General features: G+C 70.7%; 16 protein-coding genes. 10 read left to right on the forward strand and 6 right to left on the reverse strand.

The window, feature by feature from the left end; translation table 11 throughout:
* Window positions 1-20: 20 nt before the first annotated feature.
* The 4 genes from fdnG (at window position 21) to fdhE (ending at window position 5,925) form a co-directional block, all read left to right on the forward strand.
* Window positions 21-3,101 (forward strand): formate dehydrogenase-N subunit alpha, encoded by a 3,081-nt coding sequence (gene fdnG, locus MMSR116_RS22385; RefSeq protein WP_083920301.1) that lies wholly within the window; start codon window positions 21-23, stop codon window positions 3,099-3,101.
* Between the two features lie 15 nt (window positions 3,102-3,116).
* Window positions 3,117-4,052, forward strand: coding sequence for a formate dehydrogenase subunit beta (fdxH, locus tag MMSR116_RS22390; RefSeq protein ID WP_010686272.1), 936 nt, complete (start codon window positions 3,117-3,119; stop codon window positions 4,050-4,052).
* A 150-nt stretch (window positions 4,053-4,202) separates the two neighbouring features.
* A complete protein-coding gene (locus MMSR116_RS22395) occupies window positions 4,203-4,925 on the forward strand; it encodes a formate dehydrogenase subunit gamma (protein WP_010686271.1) in 723 nt (240 codons plus the stop codon).
* Between the two features lie 4 nt (window positions 4,926-4,929).
* Complete coding sequence (fdhE, locus tag MMSR116_RS22400) at window positions 4,930-5,925, forward strand: formate dehydrogenase accessory protein FdhE (RefSeq protein ID WP_010686270.1); 996 nt, start codon at window positions 4,930-4,932, stop codon at window positions 5,923-5,925.
* Between the two features lie 228 nt (window positions 5,926-6,153).
* On the opposite strand, the gene MMSR116_RS22405 is transcribed toward fdhE, so the two are convergent.
* The 3 genes from MMSR116_RS22405 to MMSR116_RS22415 form a co-directional block, all read right to left on the reverse strand.
* Window positions 6,154-6,498, reverse strand: a complete 345-nt coding sequence (locus MMSR116_RS22405) for a hypothetical protein (RefSeq protein WP_010686269.1) — start codon at window positions 6,496-6,498, stop codon at window positions 6,154-6,156.
* A 242-nt stretch (window positions 6,499-6,740) separates the two neighbouring features.
* Entirely contained in the window at window positions 6,741-7,226 is a 486-nt protein-coding gene (locus MMSR116_RS22410; RefSeq protein ID WP_010686268.1) for an SRPBCC family protein, read from the reverse strand.
* A 153-nt stretch (window positions 7,227-7,379) separates the two neighbouring features.
* Entirely contained in the window at window positions 7,380-8,018 is a 639-nt protein-coding gene (locus MMSR116_RS22415; RefSeq protein WP_010686267.1) for a L,D-transpeptidase, read from the reverse strand.
* Between the two features lie 240 nt (window positions 8,019-8,258).
* Between MMSR116_RS22415 and MMSR116_RS22420 the strand changes: the two genes are divergently transcribed.
* Window positions 8,259-9,551 (forward strand): ArgE/DapE family deacylase, encoded by a 1,293-nt coding sequence (locus tag MMSR116_RS22420; RefSeq protein WP_010686266.1) that lies wholly within the window; start codon window positions 8,259-8,261, stop codon window positions 9,549-9,551.
* A 94-nt stretch (window positions 9,552-9,645) separates the two neighbouring features.
* Here the strand turns inward: MMSR116_RS22420 and MMSR116_RS22425 are convergent, their stop codons facing one another.
* Both MMSR116_RS22425 and MMSR116_RS22430 read right to left on the reverse strand, forming a co-directional pair.
* The gene (locus MMSR116_RS22425; RefSeq protein WP_010686265.1) at window positions 9,646-10,707 is read right to left on the reverse strand and encodes an SDR family oxidoreductase; all 1,062 of its coding nucleotides are present in this window, start codon (window positions 10,705-10,707) and stop codon (window positions 9,646-9,648) included.
* Between the two features lie 360 nt (window positions 10,708-11,067).
* Window positions 11,068-12,402: an aspartate aminotransferase family protein gene (locus MMSR116_RS22430; RefSeq protein WP_010686264.1), complete on the reverse strand. Its 1,335-nt coding sequence runs from the start codon at window positions 12,400-12,402 to the stop codon at window positions 11,068-11,070.
* A 166-nt stretch (window positions 12,403-12,568) separates the two neighbouring features.
* On the opposite strand from MMSR116_RS22430, the gene MMSR116_RS22435 reads away from it, so the two are divergent.
* The 5 genes from MMSR116_RS22435 (at window position 12,569) to MMSR116_RS22455 (ending at window position 16,295) form a co-directional block, all read left to right on the forward strand.
* Window positions 12,569-13,129, forward strand: a complete 561-nt coding sequence (locus MMSR116_RS22435) for a cupin domain-containing protein (RefSeq protein WP_010686263.1) — start codon at window positions 12,569-12,571, stop codon at window positions 13,127-13,129.
* 117 nt (window positions 13,130-13,246) lie between these two features.
* Window positions 13,247-14,560 carry an MFS transporter gene (locus MMSR116_RS22440; protein ID WP_010686262.1) on the forward strand — a complete coding sequence of 438 codons (1,314 nt, stop codon included), beginning with the start codon at window positions 13,247-13,249 and terminating at the stop codon, window positions 14,558-14,560.
* Between the two features lie 61 nt (window positions 14,561-14,621).
* Entirely contained in the window at window positions 14,622-14,819 is a 198-nt protein-coding gene (locus MMSR116_RS22445) for a hypothetical protein (protein WP_010686261.1), read from the forward strand.
* Between the two features lie 149 nt (window positions 14,820-14,968).
* Window positions 14,969-16,018, forward strand: coding sequence for a cysteine synthase A (locus MMSR116_RS22450; protein ID WP_010686260.1), 1,050 nt, complete (start codon window positions 14,969-14,971; stop codon window positions 16,016-16,018).
* A 121-nt stretch (window positions 16,019-16,139) separates the two neighbouring features.
* The gene (locus tag MMSR116_RS22455) at window positions 16,140-16,295 is read left to right on the forward strand and encodes a hypothetical protein (RefSeq protein WP_007563230.1); all 156 of its coding nucleotides are present in this window, start codon (window positions 16,140-16,142) and stop codon (window positions 16,293-16,295) included.
* Window positions 16,296-16,394: 99 nt separating this feature from the next.
* Here the strand turns inward: MMSR116_RS22455 and MMSR116_RS22460 are convergent, their stop codons facing one another.
* Entirely contained in the window at window positions 16,395-17,864 is a 1,470-nt protein-coding gene (locus MMSR116_RS22460; RefSeq protein ID WP_010686259.1) for a serine protease, read from the reverse strand.
* Window positions 17,865-18,030 lie beyond the last annotated feature (166 nt).

Here is an 18,030-nt window from a genome sequence, read left to right on the forward strand (position 1 = left end):
ATCGCTTTTACGGAGCGGAGATGACGGTCCAGGTCTCAAGGCGTGGCCTGCTCAAGGGGGCCGGTGCCGGCCTCGCGGGCGGCTCGCTGGGTGCGCTCGGATTCGGCGGGCTCGAGCCCGCCATGGCCGCCGCGGTGCGGCCCTTCAAGCTCGCGCAGATGCGCGAGACCCGCAACACGTGCCCGTACTGCTCGGTCGCGTGCGGCGTCATCCTGTACAGCCTGGGCGACCGGTCGAAGAACGCCCGCTCCTCGGTGATGCACATCGAGGGCGATCCCGATCACCCGGTCAATCGCGGCACGCTCTGCCCGAAGGGCTCGGCGCTGCTCGATTTCGTGCATTCCGAGACCCGCACCAAGTACCCGCTGCACCGCGCCCCCGGCTCCACCGAGTTCAAGCGCGTCTCCTGGGACTTCGCCCTCGACCGGATCTCGACGCTCCTCAAGGAGGATCGCGACCGGAACTTCGTGGCCAAGAACGGCGACCTCACGGTCAACCGCTGGATCACCACGGGCTTCCTGGGGGCCTCGGCCACCACCAACGAGACGGCGTGGCTGACCTACAAGACAGTCCGAAGCATGGGGGCCCTGGTCTTCGACAATCAGGCCAGGGTTTGACACGGTCCGTCGGTCGCCAGTTTGGCGCCCTCCTTCGGACGCGGTGCGATGACCAACCTCTGGATGGACATCAAGCACGCGGACGTGATCACCGTGATGGGCGGCAATGCCGCCGAGGCTCACCCCTGCGGCTTCAAGTGGGTCGTCGAGGCGAAGGCCCATAACAACGCCAAGCTGATCGTCGTCGATCCGCGCTTCACCCGCACGGCGTCGGTGGCCGATCTCTACTGCCCGATCCGGCAGGGGACCGACATCGCGTTCCTGTCGGGCGTGGCCAAGTACCTGCTCGACAACGACAAGCTGCAGCACCGCTACGTCTCCGCCTACACCAACGCCGGGTACGTGGTCCGCGAGGGCTACGACTTCAGCGAGGGCCTGTTCGCGGGCTACGACGCCGACAAGCGCGACTACGACAAGACCACTTGGGACTACGAGATCGGCCCGGACGGCTACGCCGTGGTCGACGAGACGATGCAGCACCCGCGCTGCGTCATGCAGCTCCTGAAGAAGCACGTCGCGCTCTACACGCCCGAGATGGTGGAGAAGATCTGCGGCTCGCCCAAGGAGACCTTCCTGAAGGTCTGCGAGCTGATGGCGACGACGGCCGCGCCCGATCGCACCATGGCGTCGCTCTACGCGCTGGGCTGGACGCACCATTCCAAGGGCTCGCAGAACATCCGCTCGATGTGCATCGTGCAGACGCTGCTCGGGAACATCGGGATGCTCGGCGGCGGCATGCAGGCGCTGCGCGGCCACTCCAACATCCAGGGGCTGACCGATATCGGGCTGATGAGCAACCTCATCCCCGGCTATCTCAACATCCCGGTGGAGAAGGAGCCCGACTACGCGAGCTACATCGCCAAGCGGCAGTTCAAGCCGCTGCGCCCGGGGCAGACGAGCTACTGGCAGAACTACAACAAGTTCTTCGTCTCGTTCCAGAAGGCGATGTGGGGCGACAAGGCCCAGAAGGAGAACGACTGGGCCTACGACTACCTGCCCAAGCTCGACGTGCCGACCTACGACGTGATCCGTGGGTTCGAGCTCGCCAAGCAGGGCAAGATGACCGGCTACGTCATCCAGGGCTTCAACCCCCTGCTGTCGTTCCCGAACCGGGCCAAGATGACGGAAGCCTTCTCCAAGATGAAGTTCTTGGTGGTGATGGATCCGCTCAAGACCGAGACGGCCCGGTTCTGGGAAAACCACGGCGAGTACAACGACGTCGATCCGACCAAGATCCAGACCGAAGTGTTCGAGCTGCCGACCACCCTGTTCGTGGAGGAGGAAGGCTCGCTCTCGAACTCCAGCCGCTGGCTGCAGTGGCACTGGCAGGCGCAGGACGCGCCGGGCGAGTGCCGCTCGGACATCGAGATCATGTCGGAGATCTTCCTCCGCGTGAAGGCGGCCTACAAGAAGGACGGCGGGGCCTTCCCGGACCCGATCGTCAATCTGAAGTGGGACTACGCCATGGCGGAGGCGCCCACGCCGACGGAGCTCGCCCGCGAGCTCAACGGCTACACGCTGGCGCCGACGCCGGACCTCAACGGGACCGTCATCCCGGCGGGCAAGCAGGTGGACGGCTTCGCCCAGCTCAAGGACGACGGGACGACGGCGTGCGGGTGCTGGATCTACTCGGGCTGCTACACCGAGAAGGGCAACACCATGGCCCGCCGGGACAACACCGATCCCGGCGACCGCGGCATCGCGCCGAACTGGGCCTTCGCGTGGCCGGCCAACCGGCGCGTGCTCTACAACCGCGCCTCGTGCGACCCCGAGGGCCGTCCGTGGTCGGAGAAGAAGAAGCTCATCGAGTGGAACGGCAAGCAGTGGATCGGCTTCGACGTGCCGGATTACGGCGTCACCGTCGCCCCCGATAAGGGCGTCGGGCCGTTCATCCTGAACCAGGAGGGCGTGGCCCGCCTGTGGACCCGGGGCCTCATGCGCGACGGGCCGTTCCCGACGCACTACGAGCCGTTCGAGTCGCCGGTGGCCAACCTCGCCTTCCCGAAGATCAAGGGCGCGCCCGCGTCCCGCATCTTCAAGGACGATCTGGCCGACCTCGGCGACGCGAAGGAGTTCCCCTACGCGGCGACGAGCTACCGCCTGACCGAGCACTTCCACGGCTGGACCAAGCACGCCCGGATCAACGCGATCCTCCAGCCGGAGGCCTTCGTGGAGATCTCGGAGGAGCTCGCCAAGGAGAAGGGCATCACCAAGGGCGGCTGGGTCCGCGTCTGGTCGAAGCGCGGCTCCCTGAAGGCCAAGGCCGTGGTGACGAAGCGCATCAAGCCGCTGATCTGCGACGGCAAGCCCGTCCACGTCGTCGGCATCCCGCAGCACTGGGGCTTCATGGGCCTCACCAAGAAAGGATGGCACCCGAACTCGCTCACGCCGGTCGTGGGCGACGCGAACACCGAGACGCCGGAGTTCAAGGCCTGGCTCGTCAACATCGAGCCGACCTCGCCTCCGTCGGACGCGGTCGCGTAAGGGGGAGCGGCAGACATGGCTGACTACAGCTCCCTCGACATCCGCCAGCGCTCCGCCTCGACGGAGACGCCGCCGGAGATCCGCCGCCAGGTGGAGGTCGCCAAGCTCATCGACGTGTCCAAGTGCATCGGCTGCAAGGCCTGCCAGGCGGCGTGCGAGGAGTGGAACGACCTGCGCGACGACATCGGCATCAATCGCGGTGTCTATGACAACCCCCACGACCTCACGCCGAAGTCGTGGACGCTGATGCGGTTCACCGAGTACGAGAACCCGGAGACCAACCACCTCGAATGGCTGATCCGCAAGGACGGCTGCATGCACTGCACCGAGCCGGGCTGCCTGAAGGCCTGCCCGTCGCCGGGCGCGATCGTGCAGTACTCCAACGGCATCGTCGACTTCATCGAGGAGAACTGCATCGGCTGCGGCTACTGCGTGAAGGGCTGCCCCTTCAACATCCCGCGCATCAGCCAGACCGACCACAAGGCGTACAAGTGCACCCTGTGCTCGGACCGGGTGGCGGTGGGTCAGGCCCCGGCCTGCGCCAAGGCCTGCCCGACCGGCTCGATCATGTTCGGCACCAAGCAGGCCATGATCGATCAGGCGCACGACCGCGTCGAGGACCTGAAGTCGCGCGGCTTCGACAAGGCCGGCCTCTACGACCCGGCGGGCGTCGGCGGCACGCACGTCATGTACGTGCTGCACCACGCCGACCAGCCGAGCCTCTATGCCGGCCTGCCGAACGACCCGAAGATCTCGCCGCTGGTCGCCTTCTGGAAGGGCGGCGCCAAGGTGTTCGGGCTCGCCGCCATGGGCTTCGCGGCGGTGGCGGGCTTCTTCCACTACGTGACGGCCGGCCCGAACGAGGTCGTGCCCGAGGAGGAGGAAGAGGCGGTCGAGTACGACGAGGCCAAGCGCCGCGAGAACGGCGGCGGCGAGGTCCGGCCGCACTGAGACGCGACGGTCTCCCTCCCCCCTCAGAGGGGGGAGGGAGAGATGCGGAGCCGCGAGCGACAGGATGGAGACGTTGCAGCCGTCCCACCCTATCTTTGAATTCCAGAGCCGCCCCGCGGGGCCGGCACCGCATCAGGCGCGAGAAGGCCGATGACGATCCAGACCGATATCCGGGACGGCGATTCCCGCCCCCTCCACCACGCCAAGTCCGAGGCGCCGGAGGTGATGTACGTCCCCCGCTACACCGGCGTGCAGCGCGTGAACCACTGGATCACCGCGATCCTGTTCACCCTGCTGACCCTCTCGGGCCTGGCGATGTTCACGCCGTACCTGTTCTCGCTCACCGGCCTGTTCGGTGGCGGGCAGGCGACCCGGGCGATCCACCCGTGGTTCGGCGTGGCGCTGGCGGTGAGCTTCTTCTTCCTGTTCGTGCGCTTCTGGAAGCTCAACATCCCCAACAAGGACGACGTCGAGTGGTCGATGAAGATCGGCGACGTGGTCACCAACCGCGAGGACCGGCTGCCCGAACTCGGCAAGTACAATGCCGGCCAGAAGGGCGTGTTCTGGGGCCAGACCGCGCTGATCGGCGTGATGTTCGTCACCGGTCTCGTGATCTGGAACACCTATTTCGGCGGCCTCACCTCCATCGAGACCCAGCGCTGGGCGCTCCTCGCCCACTCGCTCGCCGCCGTGATCGCCATCGCGATCATCGTGGTGCACATCTACGCTGGCATCTGGGTGCGCGGCACCGGCCGGGCGATGGTCCGCGGCACGGTGACGGGCGGCTGGGCCTACCGGCACCACCGCAAGTGGTTCCGGCAGATGGCCGGCGGCAAGGCCCGCCACGGCTCGGTGGACAAGCGCGGGTCCTGAGCGCGTGGCCAGTTTCTTCAAGCGCAAGCCCGCGGCACCCGCCGCGGACAAGGCATCGACGCCCGCCGAGGCGCCGAAACCCCGCCGCCGGGACTTCAATGAGCTCAAGCCCGATCCCGACAAGATCGGCATCTCGGGCTCGGTGCCGTTCGTGCGCCTGCCCGACCCCGCAAGCCTGTTCTCCGACCGCGCCGCCCGCTTGGACGAGGCCGCCCCCGGCCACCCGCTGGAGGCCTATCTCCGGTTCGTCGCCGAGGTCGCCCGGGCCCAGGCGACGGTCCAGGCGCAGGTGCCGCCGCCCGCGGCGCCGGAGGCCGGCGATCTGGCGCTGCGCAGCGAGCACGGCATGCCGCCCCTGTCGCGGCACGGCCTGGAGGCGGATCCGGCCTTCGACGCCTGCCTGCTGGCGCTCCTCGACGCGGTCGATCTCACCACGGCGCCCGAGGCCTCGGGGGCGGCGCGCGAATCCCTGCGCGCGGCCTCCCGCGAGGATCGCCTCGACCTCGCCCTGCAGGTCTTCGAGGGCGCGCTGCCGGTGGACCGGATCGCCGAATGCGTGTTCGTCTCGGCCACCTTGCAGGTGCGCCTCGCCGGGCAGGCGGCGCGGCTCGACACCAAGATCCTGAAGCCCGTGGCGGACGGCGTCTGCCCGTGCTGCGGCGGCGCGCCGGTGGCGAGCGTCGTGGTCGCCTGGACGCCGGCCGACAAGGCCCGCTACCTCAGCTGCTCTCTCTGCGGCACCTACTGGAACCACGTCCGTATCCGCTGCACCGCCTGCGGCTCCGGCGAGGGGATCAGCTATTACGGGCTCGACGAGGTCTCGAAGGACGTCCAGGTCGAGACCTGCACGACCTGCCACAGCTACATCAAGCACCTGCACCAGCACCGGGCGCCGACGCTCGATCCGGTGGCTGACGACATCGCCTCCTACGGCCTCGATCTGAAGATCGCCGAGGAGGGGTTCCGGCGGGCCGGGCTGAACCTGCTGTTCGTGATCTAAGCCGCGCTCCACCCGGGCAGGGCCACCCTTATCCCGCCCACACCCTCATCCTGAGGTGCCCGCGTCAGCGGGCCTCGAAGGAGTGCTCCAGAAAGCACCGCAATCCCTGGAGCCCCCCGTCGAGGCCTTCGCTCCGCTGCGGCACCTCAGGATGAGGGGGAGGGGTTGGACGCACGCCGACGCGCGAGAACGGCGACCTCGACGGCGGGCGGCCCTGAGACGCCTCGCTCAGCGGTAGCCGTACCGGCTCTTGGCGGCGGCGAGGAGGTGCAGGGCCTCGCCCGACTTGCCGGCCGCGCATTCCGCCGCGGCGTGCGCGAGGTCGGCGCCGAAGCGGTCGCCCACCGGCTTGTTGAGGTTGCCGGTCGCCACGTCGCTGTCGACGATCGCCCGGGTGCGCGCGATCTCGGGGCCGCAGCCGCTGCCGGTGGGCAGGGCGAGCGGGGCCGGCACGACGGGCGAGGGCTCCGTGACCGCGGGGGTGGCCCGCTGCTGGCAGGCGCCGAGCGCCGCGACGGCGAGGATTGCGAGGCTGAGGCGCAGCGGGAGGCGGGACGCGGGCACGGCGATCATCCTGGTGGGGGCGCCGATCGCGGCGCCGCCAGGGTTGTGAGCCGAGCTTGGCAGTGGGTCAATCGCCGGGGCGGCACGCCGCGTGCGCGCGCCGCGCGGGGCAGGGGGGACTGCGTCCACGTCGTTTCCCGAGGCGCCCGCGTGACTTGGCGCGCGCGCCTCCCCTCCGGGTCCGGCGGTGCGCGCCAAATCGTGACCGCGGCACCTTCGGCGCGCTTACGCGACGCGCCTGCTCGGAGCGCTTACTTGGCCTTGTCGGCCAGCGCCTTCAGGCCGGAATCGTAGATGCCCTGGATCGCATCGGTGGCGACCGTGTCGGGCGCACCCTTGGCGTTGAAGGTGCCGGTCCAGGTCACCTTCGAGCCGGAGCCCGCGGGCGCGACCGAGAGCGTCGACTTGTAGTCCGAGACCGGCAGCGGGCTCTCCAGGATCGTGTAGGTGTAGCTCATCACCTTGTCGTCGCGGGAGACCTGCTCCTCCTTGATGGTGCCGCCGCCCTTCAGGCTGAGGGTGCGGACCTTCATGCCGTCCTTGTCGGAGAGGGCGCACTTCTCGATGGCCGGGTGCCAGTCGCCGATGCCGCAGAACTCGCCGATGGTCTGCCAGACCTTGGCCGGGGGCGCGGCGATGTCGGCCGAGCGCGTCACCTCCAGGGCGTAGCCCGGCACGGTGGCCGCGGCGAGCGCCAGGGCGGCGAAGGGGAGGGACCGGCAGAAAGCGATGGGCATCTTGGGGGTGTCTCCGTCCGTCTCAGGTCGCGGCAGGGGCCGCGCGGGCTCTGATGGCCGCGGAGGAGCTAGGCCGGCAGGCCGCCCACGGCAATGGGCGCACGGCGCCGCGCGTGACGTCCGTGCCCTGACGCCGCGCGGCCGTGGGCGGACCTACCAAGCCTCCATCGCGTCGCTGTCGGCCGGGTATCCGTAGGTCGCCGCCGGCGCGTAGGCGGGTCGGCCGGCGGGGCGGTAATAGGCCGGCACCGACCGGCGGCCCATCTGGTCGCTGTCCGCCAGGAGGTCGTCCGTCTCGTAGGGGCTGCGCTGCCGGGCGACGCGGATCCCGCGCCGCCCGCGCTCTGCGACCGGGGCGTCCGCACCGTCGATCACCACGCGGGTCCGGCCCATGCCCTGGGCCTTCACGAGGTTGAACAGGGTGGCGGCGTTGCGCACCGACAGGCGGACGCAGCCGTGGGAGGCCGCCCGCCCCAGGGCGCGGCCGTGGTTGGTGCCGTGGATGGCATGCCCCTGGTTGGTGAAGAACATCGCGAACGGCATGGGGGCGTCGTCCCACTCCTTCGAGAAGTGGGTGCGCTCCATCCGGAACGGCCGGTACGACCCGGACGGCGTGTCGTAGCTCGCCACGCCCGTGGAGACCGGCCAGGAATAGCGGGGCTGCCCGTCGACCGAGACCTCCATGCGCTGCGTGGTCTTGTCGACGTTGACGAGCACGTCGGCGCTGGCGGAGCCCGGAGCCGCGGACCAAAGGAGCAGGCCGGAGAGGGCCGAGATCAGACCGATACGCATGGAGCGACTCCGACTGGGTAAGCGCGACGGTTTGCCGATAGGCTAAGCCGTTGGCAACACCGCGGTTCCGCCCGTCGGCGGCGATGCGTAGTCACGCTTTGCTGAACGGCTCTCACAGGGATTGTGCCGGGGGCTGCGCCGGGCGCGGGATTTCGGCACGAACCGTGCCCTCGGCACCCGCCGGTTGACAGCCGCCCGAGCCCGGGCGCTTCCTCCCGGCCGCACCGGTTCGGAGTTCCCATGGCCCTCGACCCCACCCTCGCCGCCGAGATCGAAGCCTCCGTGGCGGAGGGGTTTCCCGATCAGATCGCCCACACGCAGGCGCTGGTCCGGTTCGCGTCCCTGCGCGGCGAAGAGCATGCCTGCCAGGATTACGTCTTCGAGCAATTCCGTGCCCGCGGCTACGCCACCGAGCGCTTCGCCATGGACCGCGCCGCCATCGCGGCCCATCCGGGCGGCTCGAAGATCGACGAGGCCCACCATTCGGACGCGCCGATCGTCGTCTGCCACCACCGGCCGGGCACCGAGACCGGACGCTCGCTGATCCTGCAGGCCCATGTCGACGTGGTGCCGCCCGGCCCCCTCGACCTCTGGACCCACGGGCCCTTCGATCCGGTCATCCAGGGCGACTGGATGTATGGGCGCGGTGCCGGCGACATGAAGGCCGGCCACGCCGCCAACCTGTTCGCCCTCGACGCCCTGGCGCGTCTCGGCCTCCAGCCGGCGGCCTCCGTGACGGTGCAATCCGTGGTCGAGGAGGAATCCACCGGCAACGGCGCCCTGATGACCCATCTGCGCGGCTACCGGGCCGACGCCGTGCTGATCCCCGAGCCGGAGGACGAGAAGCTCGTGCGCGCCAATACCGGCGTGCTCTGGTTCACCGTGGAGGTCCGGGGCGTGCCGGTCCACGTGCGCGAGATGGGCGCGGGCGCCAACGCCATCGACGCCACCTACCGGGTGATCGGGGCGCTGCGCGCCGTCGAGGCCCGCTGGAACGCTGAGAAGGCGGCGCACCCGCATTTCGAGACCGAGGACCACCCGATCAACCTCAACATCGGCAAGATCGAGGGCGGCGACTGGGCCTCCTCGGTGCCGGCCTGGTGCCGGATCCACTGCCGGGTCGCGCTCTACCCGGGCGTGACCGCCGCGCAGGCCGCCGCCGAGATCGAGGCCGCGGTGGCGTCCTTCTCCCGCACCGACCCGTTCCTGGCCAACAGCCCGCCGCAGGTCGTCTTCAACGGCTTCTTCGCCGAGGGCTACGTGCTGGAGGCGGGCTCCGAGGCCGAGGCGGTGCTCGGCCGCGCCCACGAGCGGGCCATCGGCTCCCCTCTGCAGAGCTTCATGACGGCGGGCTACCTCGATACCCGCGTCCACGCCCTCTACGACCGGGTGCCGGCCCTCTGCTACGGCCCGACCTCCCAGAACATCCACGGCTTCGACGAGCGGGTCAGCCTCGCCTCGGTGAAGCGGATCACGACCACCATGGCGCTGTTCGTGGCCGAGTGGTGCGGGACGGAGCGCAGGGCCGGGTGACGGTGCAGACTGGGAGAAGGTGAGGCGCAGTTCTCCCTCCCCCCTCTGCGGGGGAGGGAGACTCGCGGAACCCATCGTGATTGCGCGGCCGGCTTCAAGGGATCAGCCGATCCGCGCGGAGCTGGGCGAACAGGTCATAGAACGCGTCGTCGGTCGGCTGGTAGGCGGTGAAGCCCAGCCGCCGGCTCCTGCTCATGTCGGTGACGACCTCGATCGGCCGGCCGAGATCGGCATCCGTGTGCCAGGGCGAGGCCAGCTTGGTCAGGTCCGGCTCGGCGAGGCCGTGGCGCCGCGCGATCTCCGCCCAGGCCGGCCCGTCCTGCGCCATCCGGGGCTCCAAGGGCCGGTGCGTGCCGTCGAAGGGCACCGCCTCGATCCCGAACCACGCGGCGATCCGGCCCCACATCCAGCTCCAGCGGAAGACGTCGCCGTCGACGACGTTGAACGCCGCGTTGGCGGCCCTCGGCTCAGTGGAGGCCCAGAGCAGCTGGCGGGCGAGCAACCGCGCGTCGGTCATGTCGGTGAGGCCGTTCCACTGCGCGGCCGAGCCCGGGAACACGAACGGACGTCCCAGCTCCCGGCACAGGGTGGCGTAGCACGCGAGCGTCGTGCCCATGTTCATGGCGTTGCCGACCGCCTTGCCGATGATCGTGTGCGGCCGGTGGACGCTCCAGGTGAAGCCGTCGCGCTCCGCGGCGGCGAACACCGCATCTTCCTGGGCGTAATAGAAGTTCTCGATGTCGAGGCGGCCCTGGTCCTCGCGGAACGGCGTCTGCGGCAGGGTGCCTTTGCCGTAGGCCTCGAACGGGCCGAGATAGTGCTTCAGCCCGGTCACCAGGGCGACGTGGCGGACGCTCTTCTTCGGCCGGAGCGCGTCGAGCACGTTCTCGACCATCGCCCGGTTGACGCGGATCATCTCCGCCTCGGTCGGCCGACGCTGCCAGGTCGCGAGGAAGACGTGGCTCGGGGCGAGATCGGCGAGCGCTGTCTCCAGGGAGGCCCGATCCTGCAGGTCGCCGGTTACCGGCGCGACGCCGTCCTGCCGCACCGGGTGGCGGGCGAGACCGGCGACCGTCCAGCCCTCCTGGGTCAGCAGCGCCGCGGTGGCGCTGCCGACGATCCCGCTGGCGCCGACGATCAGGGCGGTGTTCGACATGGAAAGCCTCGCGCCCGGCCGAATTCCGGGTCCGGGGCAGATGGGCATGGGTGGTGTAGCGACAACCCCGCTGCGCGGCGAGGGCGCCTGTGCGGCGCGCAAGGCGTGGTTTCGAAAGGTCTCGACCCGGCCCTGTCAAGGTGATCTCGGGCCGGCGGGATACCAAACGGACGCGCTCTCCTCCCCCTTGTGGGGAGGAGCTTGGGGATCGCAGATCCCGCGTGGAGGTGGCGCAGAAGGCACCGTTGCGCTCAATCCTGGACACCCCCACCCCTGCCCCTCCCCACAAGGGGGAGGGGAAATGCGCGTTCATCATCAGCAGGTTAGGGCTTGCCCCTTGGAAACCTGGATCGAGAGCGCTCAGGCGACCCGGTCGATCGCCGCGCCGAGGATGTCGACGATCTCGCCGATCTGGCCGCGCTCGATGATCAGCGGCGGCGAGAGGGCGATGATGTCGCCGGTCACCCGGATGAGCAGGCCGCGCTCGAAGCAGTCCACGAACACCTCGTAGGCGCGCTTGCCCGGCGCGTCCGGACGCGGCGCCAGCTCGATACCGGCGACGAGCCCGATGGTGCGGATGTCGATGACGTTCTTGCGCCCGCGCAGGTCGTGGATCGCCGCCACCCAGTCGTCGGCGATGTCGGCGACCCGGGTGAGCAGCCCCTCGTCCCGGTAGATGTCCAGCGTCGCGATGCCGGCCGCGCAGGCGATCGGGTGCCCGGAATAGGTGTAGCCATGGAACAGCTCGATCCCGTCCGGGCCCTGCATCAGGCCGTCGTGGACCGCGCGGCTCGCGAAGACCGCGCCCATCGGCACCGTGCCGTTGGTCAGGCCCTTGGCGCTGGTCACGAGGTCGGGGACGACGCCGAAGAAGTCGGTCGCGAACGGTGCGCCCAGGCGGCCGAAGCCGGAAATGACCTCGTCGAAGATCAGCAGGATGCCGTGCCGGGTGCAGATCTCGCGCAGGCGCTCGAGGTAGCCATTCGGCGGGATCAGCACGCCCGTGGAGCCCGCCACCGGCTCGACGATGCAGGCCGCGATGGTCTCAGGTCCGTGGAGCGCCACCAGCCGCTCCAGGTCCTCGGCCAGCTCCGCCCCGTGCTCGGGCTGGCCCTTCACGAAGGCGTTGCGGGCGGGGTCGTGGGTGTGGCGCAGGTGGTCGGTGCCGTTGAGCTGCGGGAAGACCCGCCGGTTCGACACGATGCCTCCGACCGACAGGCCGCCGAAGCCGACGCCGTGATAGCCGCGCTCGCGGCCGATCAGGCGGGTGCGGGTGCCCTGGCCGATCGCCCGCTGGTAGGCCAGCGCGATCTTGAGGGCGGTGTCGACCGATTCCGAGCCGGAATTGGTGAAGAACACCCGGTCGAGGCGCTTGTCCGGACCGCCCGGGGCGATCTCGGCGAGGCGCTCGGCGAACTCGAACGCGATGGGGTGGCCCATCTGGAAGGTCGGGGCGAAGTCGAGGGTCGCGAGCTGGCGCTCCACGGCCGCCGCGATGCCCCGGCGCCCGTGACCGGCATTGACGCACCAGAGGCCGGCGGTGCCGTCGAGGACCGTGCGGCCGTCGTCGGCCGTGTAGTGCATGCCCTCGGCTGACACGAGCAGCCGCGGCGCCGCCTTGAACTGGCGGTTGGCGGTGAACGGCATCCAGAAGGCGTCCATCGCGGGCGCGTTGCGGAGCGGATGGTCGGTCATGGGCGGCTCTCCGGAATCGGGCGCGCGGATCGGGCGGTGCGATCAGGGGACACCTTCGCCGATCCGGCAACAAGTCCTTTTCTGATCGTCGCCAACCTCTTGCAGGATCGGGGCCGCGCGCGGCACTGTTGCCGGATCCGCAACACCTGAAACGGGCCTCGACCGGATGAGCATCGATGTCGGCGCGCGCCTGCGCTTCGTGCGCGCCCGCCACGGCCTGTCGCAGCGGACGCTCGCCAAGCGCGCCGGGGTGACGAACTCCGCGATCTCGCTGATCGAGGCGAACCGGGTGAACCCGTCGGTGGGCGCCCTGAAGCGGATCCTCGACGGGGTGCCGATCGGCATGGCCGAGTTCTTCGCCCTGGAGCCGGAGCCGGAGCGCAAGGCGTTCTTCGCCGCCGAGGAGCTGACCGAGATCGGCCGCCGGGCCGCCAAGGGGGCGATCTCGTACCGGCAGGTCGGCGACAGCCTGTTCGGGCGCAAGCTCCAGATCCTCAAGGAGCGCTACGAGCCCGGCGCCGATACCGGCCGGGTGCCGCTCTCCCACGAGGGCGAGGAGGGCGGCATCGTGCTCTCCGGCCGCCTGGAGGTGACGGTGGATGCCGAGCGCCGGATCCTCGGCCCCGGCGACGCCTACAGCTTCGACAGCCGCCGCCCGCACCGGTTCCGCTGCGTCGGCCCGAACGCCTGCGAGGTGGTGAGCGCCTGCACGCCGCCCAGCTTCTGAGACGGAGCCCGCCGCGGCGGATGAAACGGCCGCCCTGTCGCGTGCAGGCGTTGCGGTCGGCGGCCCGACTGGCGCATGCATGGCTCCAACTGAATTCATAATCCCGAGCGAGGTCCGATGGCCGTCACCACCGCAGCACCGGGACCTGTCCAGAACCAGTCCGCCCGCGCGGCGCTCGCGGCCTTCGTGGGCACCACGATCGAGTGGTACGACTTCTTCATCTACGGCACCGCGGCCGCTCTGGTGTTCGGGCCGCTCTTCTTCACGGCGGAATCGCCCTACATCGCGACGCTCTCGGCCTTCGGCACCTTCGCGGTCGGCTTCCTGGCCCGCCCGCTCGGCGGCCTGATCTTCGGGCATCTCGGCGACCGGTTCGGGCGCAAGCGCGCCCTGGTGGCGACGCTCGTGATGATGGGCCTCGCCACCTCGTGCATCGGGCTGCTGCCGACCTACGCGTCGGTCGGCCTCTGGGCGCCGGTGATGCTGGTCGTGCTCCGGCTGATCCAGGGGCTCGCCGTCGGCGGCGAGTGGGGCGGTGCCGTGCTGATGGCCGCCGAGCACGCGCCGGCCGGGCGCAACACCTTCTTCGCCTCCTTCGCCCAGCTCGGCAGCCCCGCCGGGCAGATCCTGTCGCTGCTGGCCTTCCGCCTCGCCGGCCTCCTCGACAAGGAGAGCTTCCTGACCTGGGGCTGGCGGGTGCCGTTCCTGGTGAGCATCCTGCTGCTGTTCGTGGGGCTCGCGATCCGCCTCGGCGTCGCCGAATCACCCGCCTTCGAGAAAGCCCGCGCCGCGGGCGGCCCGCCGGCGGCGCCGGTGCGCGAGGTTCTGACGACCAGCCTCAAGCCCGTCCTGCTGGCGGCCGGCGCCAACACCTTCGCGATCGCCTCGGTCTACCTGTTCAACACGTTCATGATCGCGTTCACAACGCAGTATCTCGGCATCGCGCGGGCGACGATCCTCGACGCCCTGCTGATCGCCGCCGTGGTCCAGCTGGTGATGACCCCGGTGGGCGCCCGGATCGCCGAGCTGATCCGCAACGAGCGCCTGTTCCTGCAGGGGACGCTGGTCTGGGCCATGCTCGCCCCATACCCGCTGTTCTGGCTCGTCGAGACCAAGTCGGTCCCGCTGATCGTGCTGGGCCTCGCCCTGAACGTGATCGGGAGCGCGACCTTCTACGCGGTGATCGCCGGCTATCTCGCGGGCGCCTTCCCGACGCGGGTGCGCTACACGGCGATCTCGATCGCCTACCAGTTCTGCGGCGCACTGGCCGGCGGCCTGACGCCGATCGTCGGTACGGTGCTGGCCGAGCGCTTTCAGGGGCATTGGTGGCCGATCGCGGTCTTCGGAACCGTCCTCGCCGGCGTGTCCTTCGTCTGCGTGACGCTGATCGGCGGCTACCGGGCGCGGCAGCGCGGCTTCCTGGACGGGTGATCGCTCGAAGGCAGCGGTTTCGGCTAACGCGGGATTCAGGTCCCCGCACTAGGGTGCCGTGATGGACCCCATCGCGACCACCGCCGTCCAGATGCTGGCGGCGTCCCAGAACCAGCAGATCGGAATCGCCGTCGCCCGGCAGCAGATCGCCGCCGACAGGGCCGTGGCCGCGCTGGTGGCGCAAGGCGCCGATCAGACAGCGAGTGCCGGTCCGCCCGCGCCTCCCGGACAGGGCCAGACCGTCGACAGGCGGGTTTGACCGCCGGGCCTCTCGAAACCGCACGCAGATCGGACGTCGTTCGAGGCTGGCCGCAATCGGGATAGGCGTGCCGATCAACGCTTCCCGCATGCCCCCTCATGGCACGTTGTTGCTCGCCAGTGCGGCAGCGTTCTCCTACCCTTCCGTCCATGACTGAATCGAATCGCACCGGCCTGCCCGATGTCCTCTCCGCCATCGGCCATACGCCGCTGATCCGCCTGCGCCGCGCCTCTGAGGAGACCGGCTGCGCCATCTACGGCAAGGCCGAGTTCCTCAATCCCGGCCTGTCGGTGAAGGACCGTGCCGCCCTTCATATCGTGCGGGACGCGGAGGCCCGTGGACTGATCCGCCCCGGCGGGACCATCGTGGAGGGCACCGCCGGTAACACCGGCATCGGTCTCGCGCTGGTCGCCTCGGTGCGCGGCTACCGGACGCTGATCGTCATCCCGGAGACCCAGTCCGAGGAGAAGAAGCAGACCCTGCGGCTCGCGGGCGCCCGGTTGGTGGAGGTCCCGGCCGTGCCCTTCGCCAACCCCAACAACTACGTCCACGTAGCCCGGCGCCTCGCGGAGAAGCTCGCCGCCACGGAGCCGGCAGGCGCCTTCTTCGCCGACCAGTTCGACAACGTCGCCAACCGGCAGGCCCATGTCGAGGGCACCGGCCCAGAGATCTGGGACCAGACCGGCGGCAAGGTCGACGGCTTCGTCTGCGCGGCCGGGACCGGTGGGACGCTCGCCGGCACTGCCGCAGCCCTGCGCGCCCGGAACCCACAGGTGCGGATCGCACTCTCCGACCCCGAGGGCTCCGCGCTCTACGCCCACTACACGACCGGCACCCTCAAGGCCGAGGGCTCCTCCATCACGGAGGGCATCGGCCAGGGCCGCATCACGCAAAATCTCGACGGCTTCACCCCGGATCTGGCCTTCCGCATCCCCGACCGCGAAGCCCTCGACATCGTCTTCGGATTGATGCGGGAGGAAGGGCTGTCGCTGGGCGGCTCGTCGGGGATCAACGTGGCCGGGGCGATCCGGCTGGCGAGGGTGCTCGGGCCCGGACACACCGTCGTGACGATCCTGTGCGATGGGGCGGCCCGCTACGCCTCGAAGCTGTTCAACCCGGCCTTCCTCACCGGGCGCGACCTGCCGGTTCCGGACTGGCTTGAGGCGCCCGCGGAGGCTCTGCCGGACTGGCACGCCTGAGGCCGAGGTCTCATCCGGAATTTTCCTCACAAAAGCGTGGCTTGGCGTTGAACGGAACGGAATGTCGCAGCGTTTGAACGGTCACGCTCGCACCAGCGCGACCGTCCGGAGAACGCGACCGATGTCCCTCGTCACCATCCTGCTCATCATCCTGATCATCCTGGCCTTCGGCGGCGGCGGCTTCCTCGGCGGCGGCGCATATCGCGGCCCCGGCTTCGGCCTGGGCGGCATCCTGCTGATCGTGCTGATCGTGCTCCTGGTCACCGGACGGCTCTGAGCCGGAGCCCGCCGCCCGGGCGGACGATCGTCCGCCCGGGCCCCTGGATGGCCGCGGGTCCCGGTCGGGCGACAGAAAATCCGACGTTCGGCGCGATCCCTACCGGCAGGTGATCCCGACCACGGCGGGCGCGACCGCGCCGGGCCCGCCACCCGGCCGCGGCGCCGCACCGGCGATGCCCTGAGTCGCGAGGAAGGCGGTGATCGCCCGTGCCGGCACGACCGGCAGGCGCGCCGGCGGCACCACCCCGGCGACCCGGCGGGGCGCCGCGGGATACCGGGCGACGATGCCGACGAGGGCCCCCGACCGGTCGAGCACCGGCGCGCCGCTGGAACCCGGCTGAAGCGCCGCGATCACATCGCCGCCCCGCGCATCGCCGGGGGCGGCCTGGACCCCGTCGGAGCCCGGCGCCAGGGCGATCACGCTCTCCTCGCCACCGACGGTCTCGGACCGGATCGCGGGCCGGAGCGGGGCGGGGGCGCCGGGCACGTCGAGGAGGGTGAGACCGGCCGGGTCGGTCGCGAGCACCCGCGCCGGCGTCGCGCCGACGCGGGGCTGCACACAGTTCTCCAGCACGGCGGTGGCGGTCAGCACGCGTCCCGGCGCCACTGCGAGGCCCGCGCCCGATGCCGGAGCGGAGGCGAGGCTCGCCGGCCTCAGCGGCGCGGCGGCCTGCGGCTGGGGCACCGGGTTGGGGACACGGGTCTCCGGCGCCGGACCTGAGGGAAGCTGGGCGGCCGGCGCCGCGGCCGGGTCCGGAAACGGCACGAAGGCGTTCGCCACGGCGATGACCAGCCTGTCGACCTCCGGTGCCAGGGCGCGGTCGTAGCCGAGCAGGAAACCGCGGACGCCCTCGGGTCCGATGGCGTAGCGGATGTAGGACAGTCCCGGCCCTGTCTCGGCGGTGACCACCACGGTGTCCGGCCGCCGCAGCTTGTAGGTCACCTTGCGACCGGGGAGCGGCGCGGTGGCCTTCTCGAACAGCGCGTCCAGGCTCTCGGCCCCGGGTGGAAAGGCGCGGGATTCCAGGGTCACGCGCCCGTCCTGGCTCTGCCAGCGGGTTCCGGAGGGCAGGGCGGTCCGCTTCGCCAAGAGGCGCTCGGGCACCCCCATCACGGCGCCGGTCCCGGGATCGACCGCGACGCGGAAGCGCGCCGCGTTCCGCGCAGCCGCGCCGGCGGCCAGCAGCGCCGCCCGCTCACGCGGATCGAGGGGGTCGGCCCCGCCGGTCCGGGCGGCGTAGGCGGTGAGCGCCTCGTAGGTCCGGCGCCCGAAGGCGCCCGACACCACTGCGTTGAAGGCGCCGGTCCAGACCAGGGCATCCTGGAGGGCCTTGCGGTCGGCCTCCGGAAGGGCTTCGAAGCCGGCCTTCATGGCCTCGAAGGCGGGGTCGACCGGCGCTCCGACCGCCGGCACGGATCCGGGAGCGGCCCGGGCGGGCGCCGGCCGGTCCTGGGCCGCGACCGCTCCGGTGCCGAGGGCGATCAGGATCGCCAGGGCCGTCGCGCGCCGGGCGCGGCCGCGCGGGGCGCCCGGGATCCGACACCGCGACGCGTCACCCGAAACCATTCTCGCCCCCCGACGCTCGTCGGGCCGATCCTGGCAGAGGCCGTCGCGACAGGCCAGATCAATCCGGCCCCGGCCACCGTGCGTCCGGGACCGCGATGCGCTACAGGGCGGAAGTCCGGCCCTGGGCGGCGGCCGGCTCCCGGACCGGTCGTCCGGCCACGCAATG

Source organism: Methylobacterium mesophilicum SR1.6/6, assembly GCF_000364445.2.
Classification (GTDB): domain Bacteria; phylum Pseudomonadota; class Alphaproteobacteria; order Rhizobiales; family Beijerinckiaceae; genus Methylobacterium; species Methylobacterium mesophilicum_A.

Coding starts and splice junctions, on each gene's coding strand:
- fdxH (WP_010686272.1), top strand. CDS start 3,117: ATGGCTGACTACAGCTCCCTCGACATCCGCCAGCGCTCCGCCTCGACG.
- MMSR116_RS22395 (WP_010686271.1), top strand. CDS start 4,203: ATGACGATCCAGACCGATATCCGGGACGGCGATTCCCGCCCCCTCCAC.
- MMSR116_RS22405 (WP_010686269.1), bottom strand. CDS start 6,498: ATGATCGCCGTGCCCGCGTCCCGCCTCCCGCTGCGCCTCAGCCTCGCA.
- MMSR116_RS22410 (WP_010686268.1), bottom strand. CDS start 7,226: ATGCCCATCGCTTTCTGCCGGTCCCTCCCCTTCGCCGCCCTGGCGCTC.
- MMSR116_RS22415 (WP_010686267.1), bottom strand. CDS start 8,018: ATGCGTATCGGTCTGATCTCGGCCCTCTCCGGCCTGCTCCTTTGGTCC.
- MMSR116_RS22420 (WP_010686266.1), top strand. CDS start 8,259: ATGGCCCTCGACCCCACCCTCGCCGCCGAGATCGAAGCCTCCGTGGCG.
- MMSR116_RS22425 (WP_010686265.1), bottom strand. CDS start 10,707: ATGTCGAACACCGCCCTGATCGTCGGCGCCAGCGGGATCGTCGGCAGC.
- MMSR116_RS22430 (WP_010686264.1), bottom strand. CDS start 12,402: ATGACCGACCATCCGCTCCGCAACGCGCCCGCGATGGACGCCTTCTGG.
- MMSR116_RS22435 (WP_010686263.1), top strand. CDS start 12,569: ATGAGCATCGATGTCGGCGCGCGCCTGCGCTTCGTGCGCGCCCGCCAC.
- MMSR116_RS22440 (WP_010686262.1), top strand. CDS start 13,247: ATGGCCGTCACCACCGCAGCACCGGGACCTGTCCAGAACCAGTCCGCC.
- MMSR116_RS22445 (WP_010686261.1), top strand. CDS start 14,622: ATGGACCCCATCGCGACCACCGCCGTCCAGATGCTGGCGGCGTCCCAG.
- MMSR116_RS22450 (WP_010686260.1), top strand. CDS start 14,969: ATGACTGAATCGAATCGCACCGGCCTGCCCGATGTCCTCTCCGCCATC.
- MMSR116_RS22455 (WP_007563230.1), top strand. CDS start 16,140: ATGTCCCTCGTCACCATCCTGCTCATCATCCTGATCATCCTGGCCTTC.
- MMSR116_RS22460 (WP_010686259.1), bottom strand. CDS start 17,864: ATGGTTTCGGGTGACGCGTCGCGGTGTCGGATCCCGGGCGCCCCGCGC.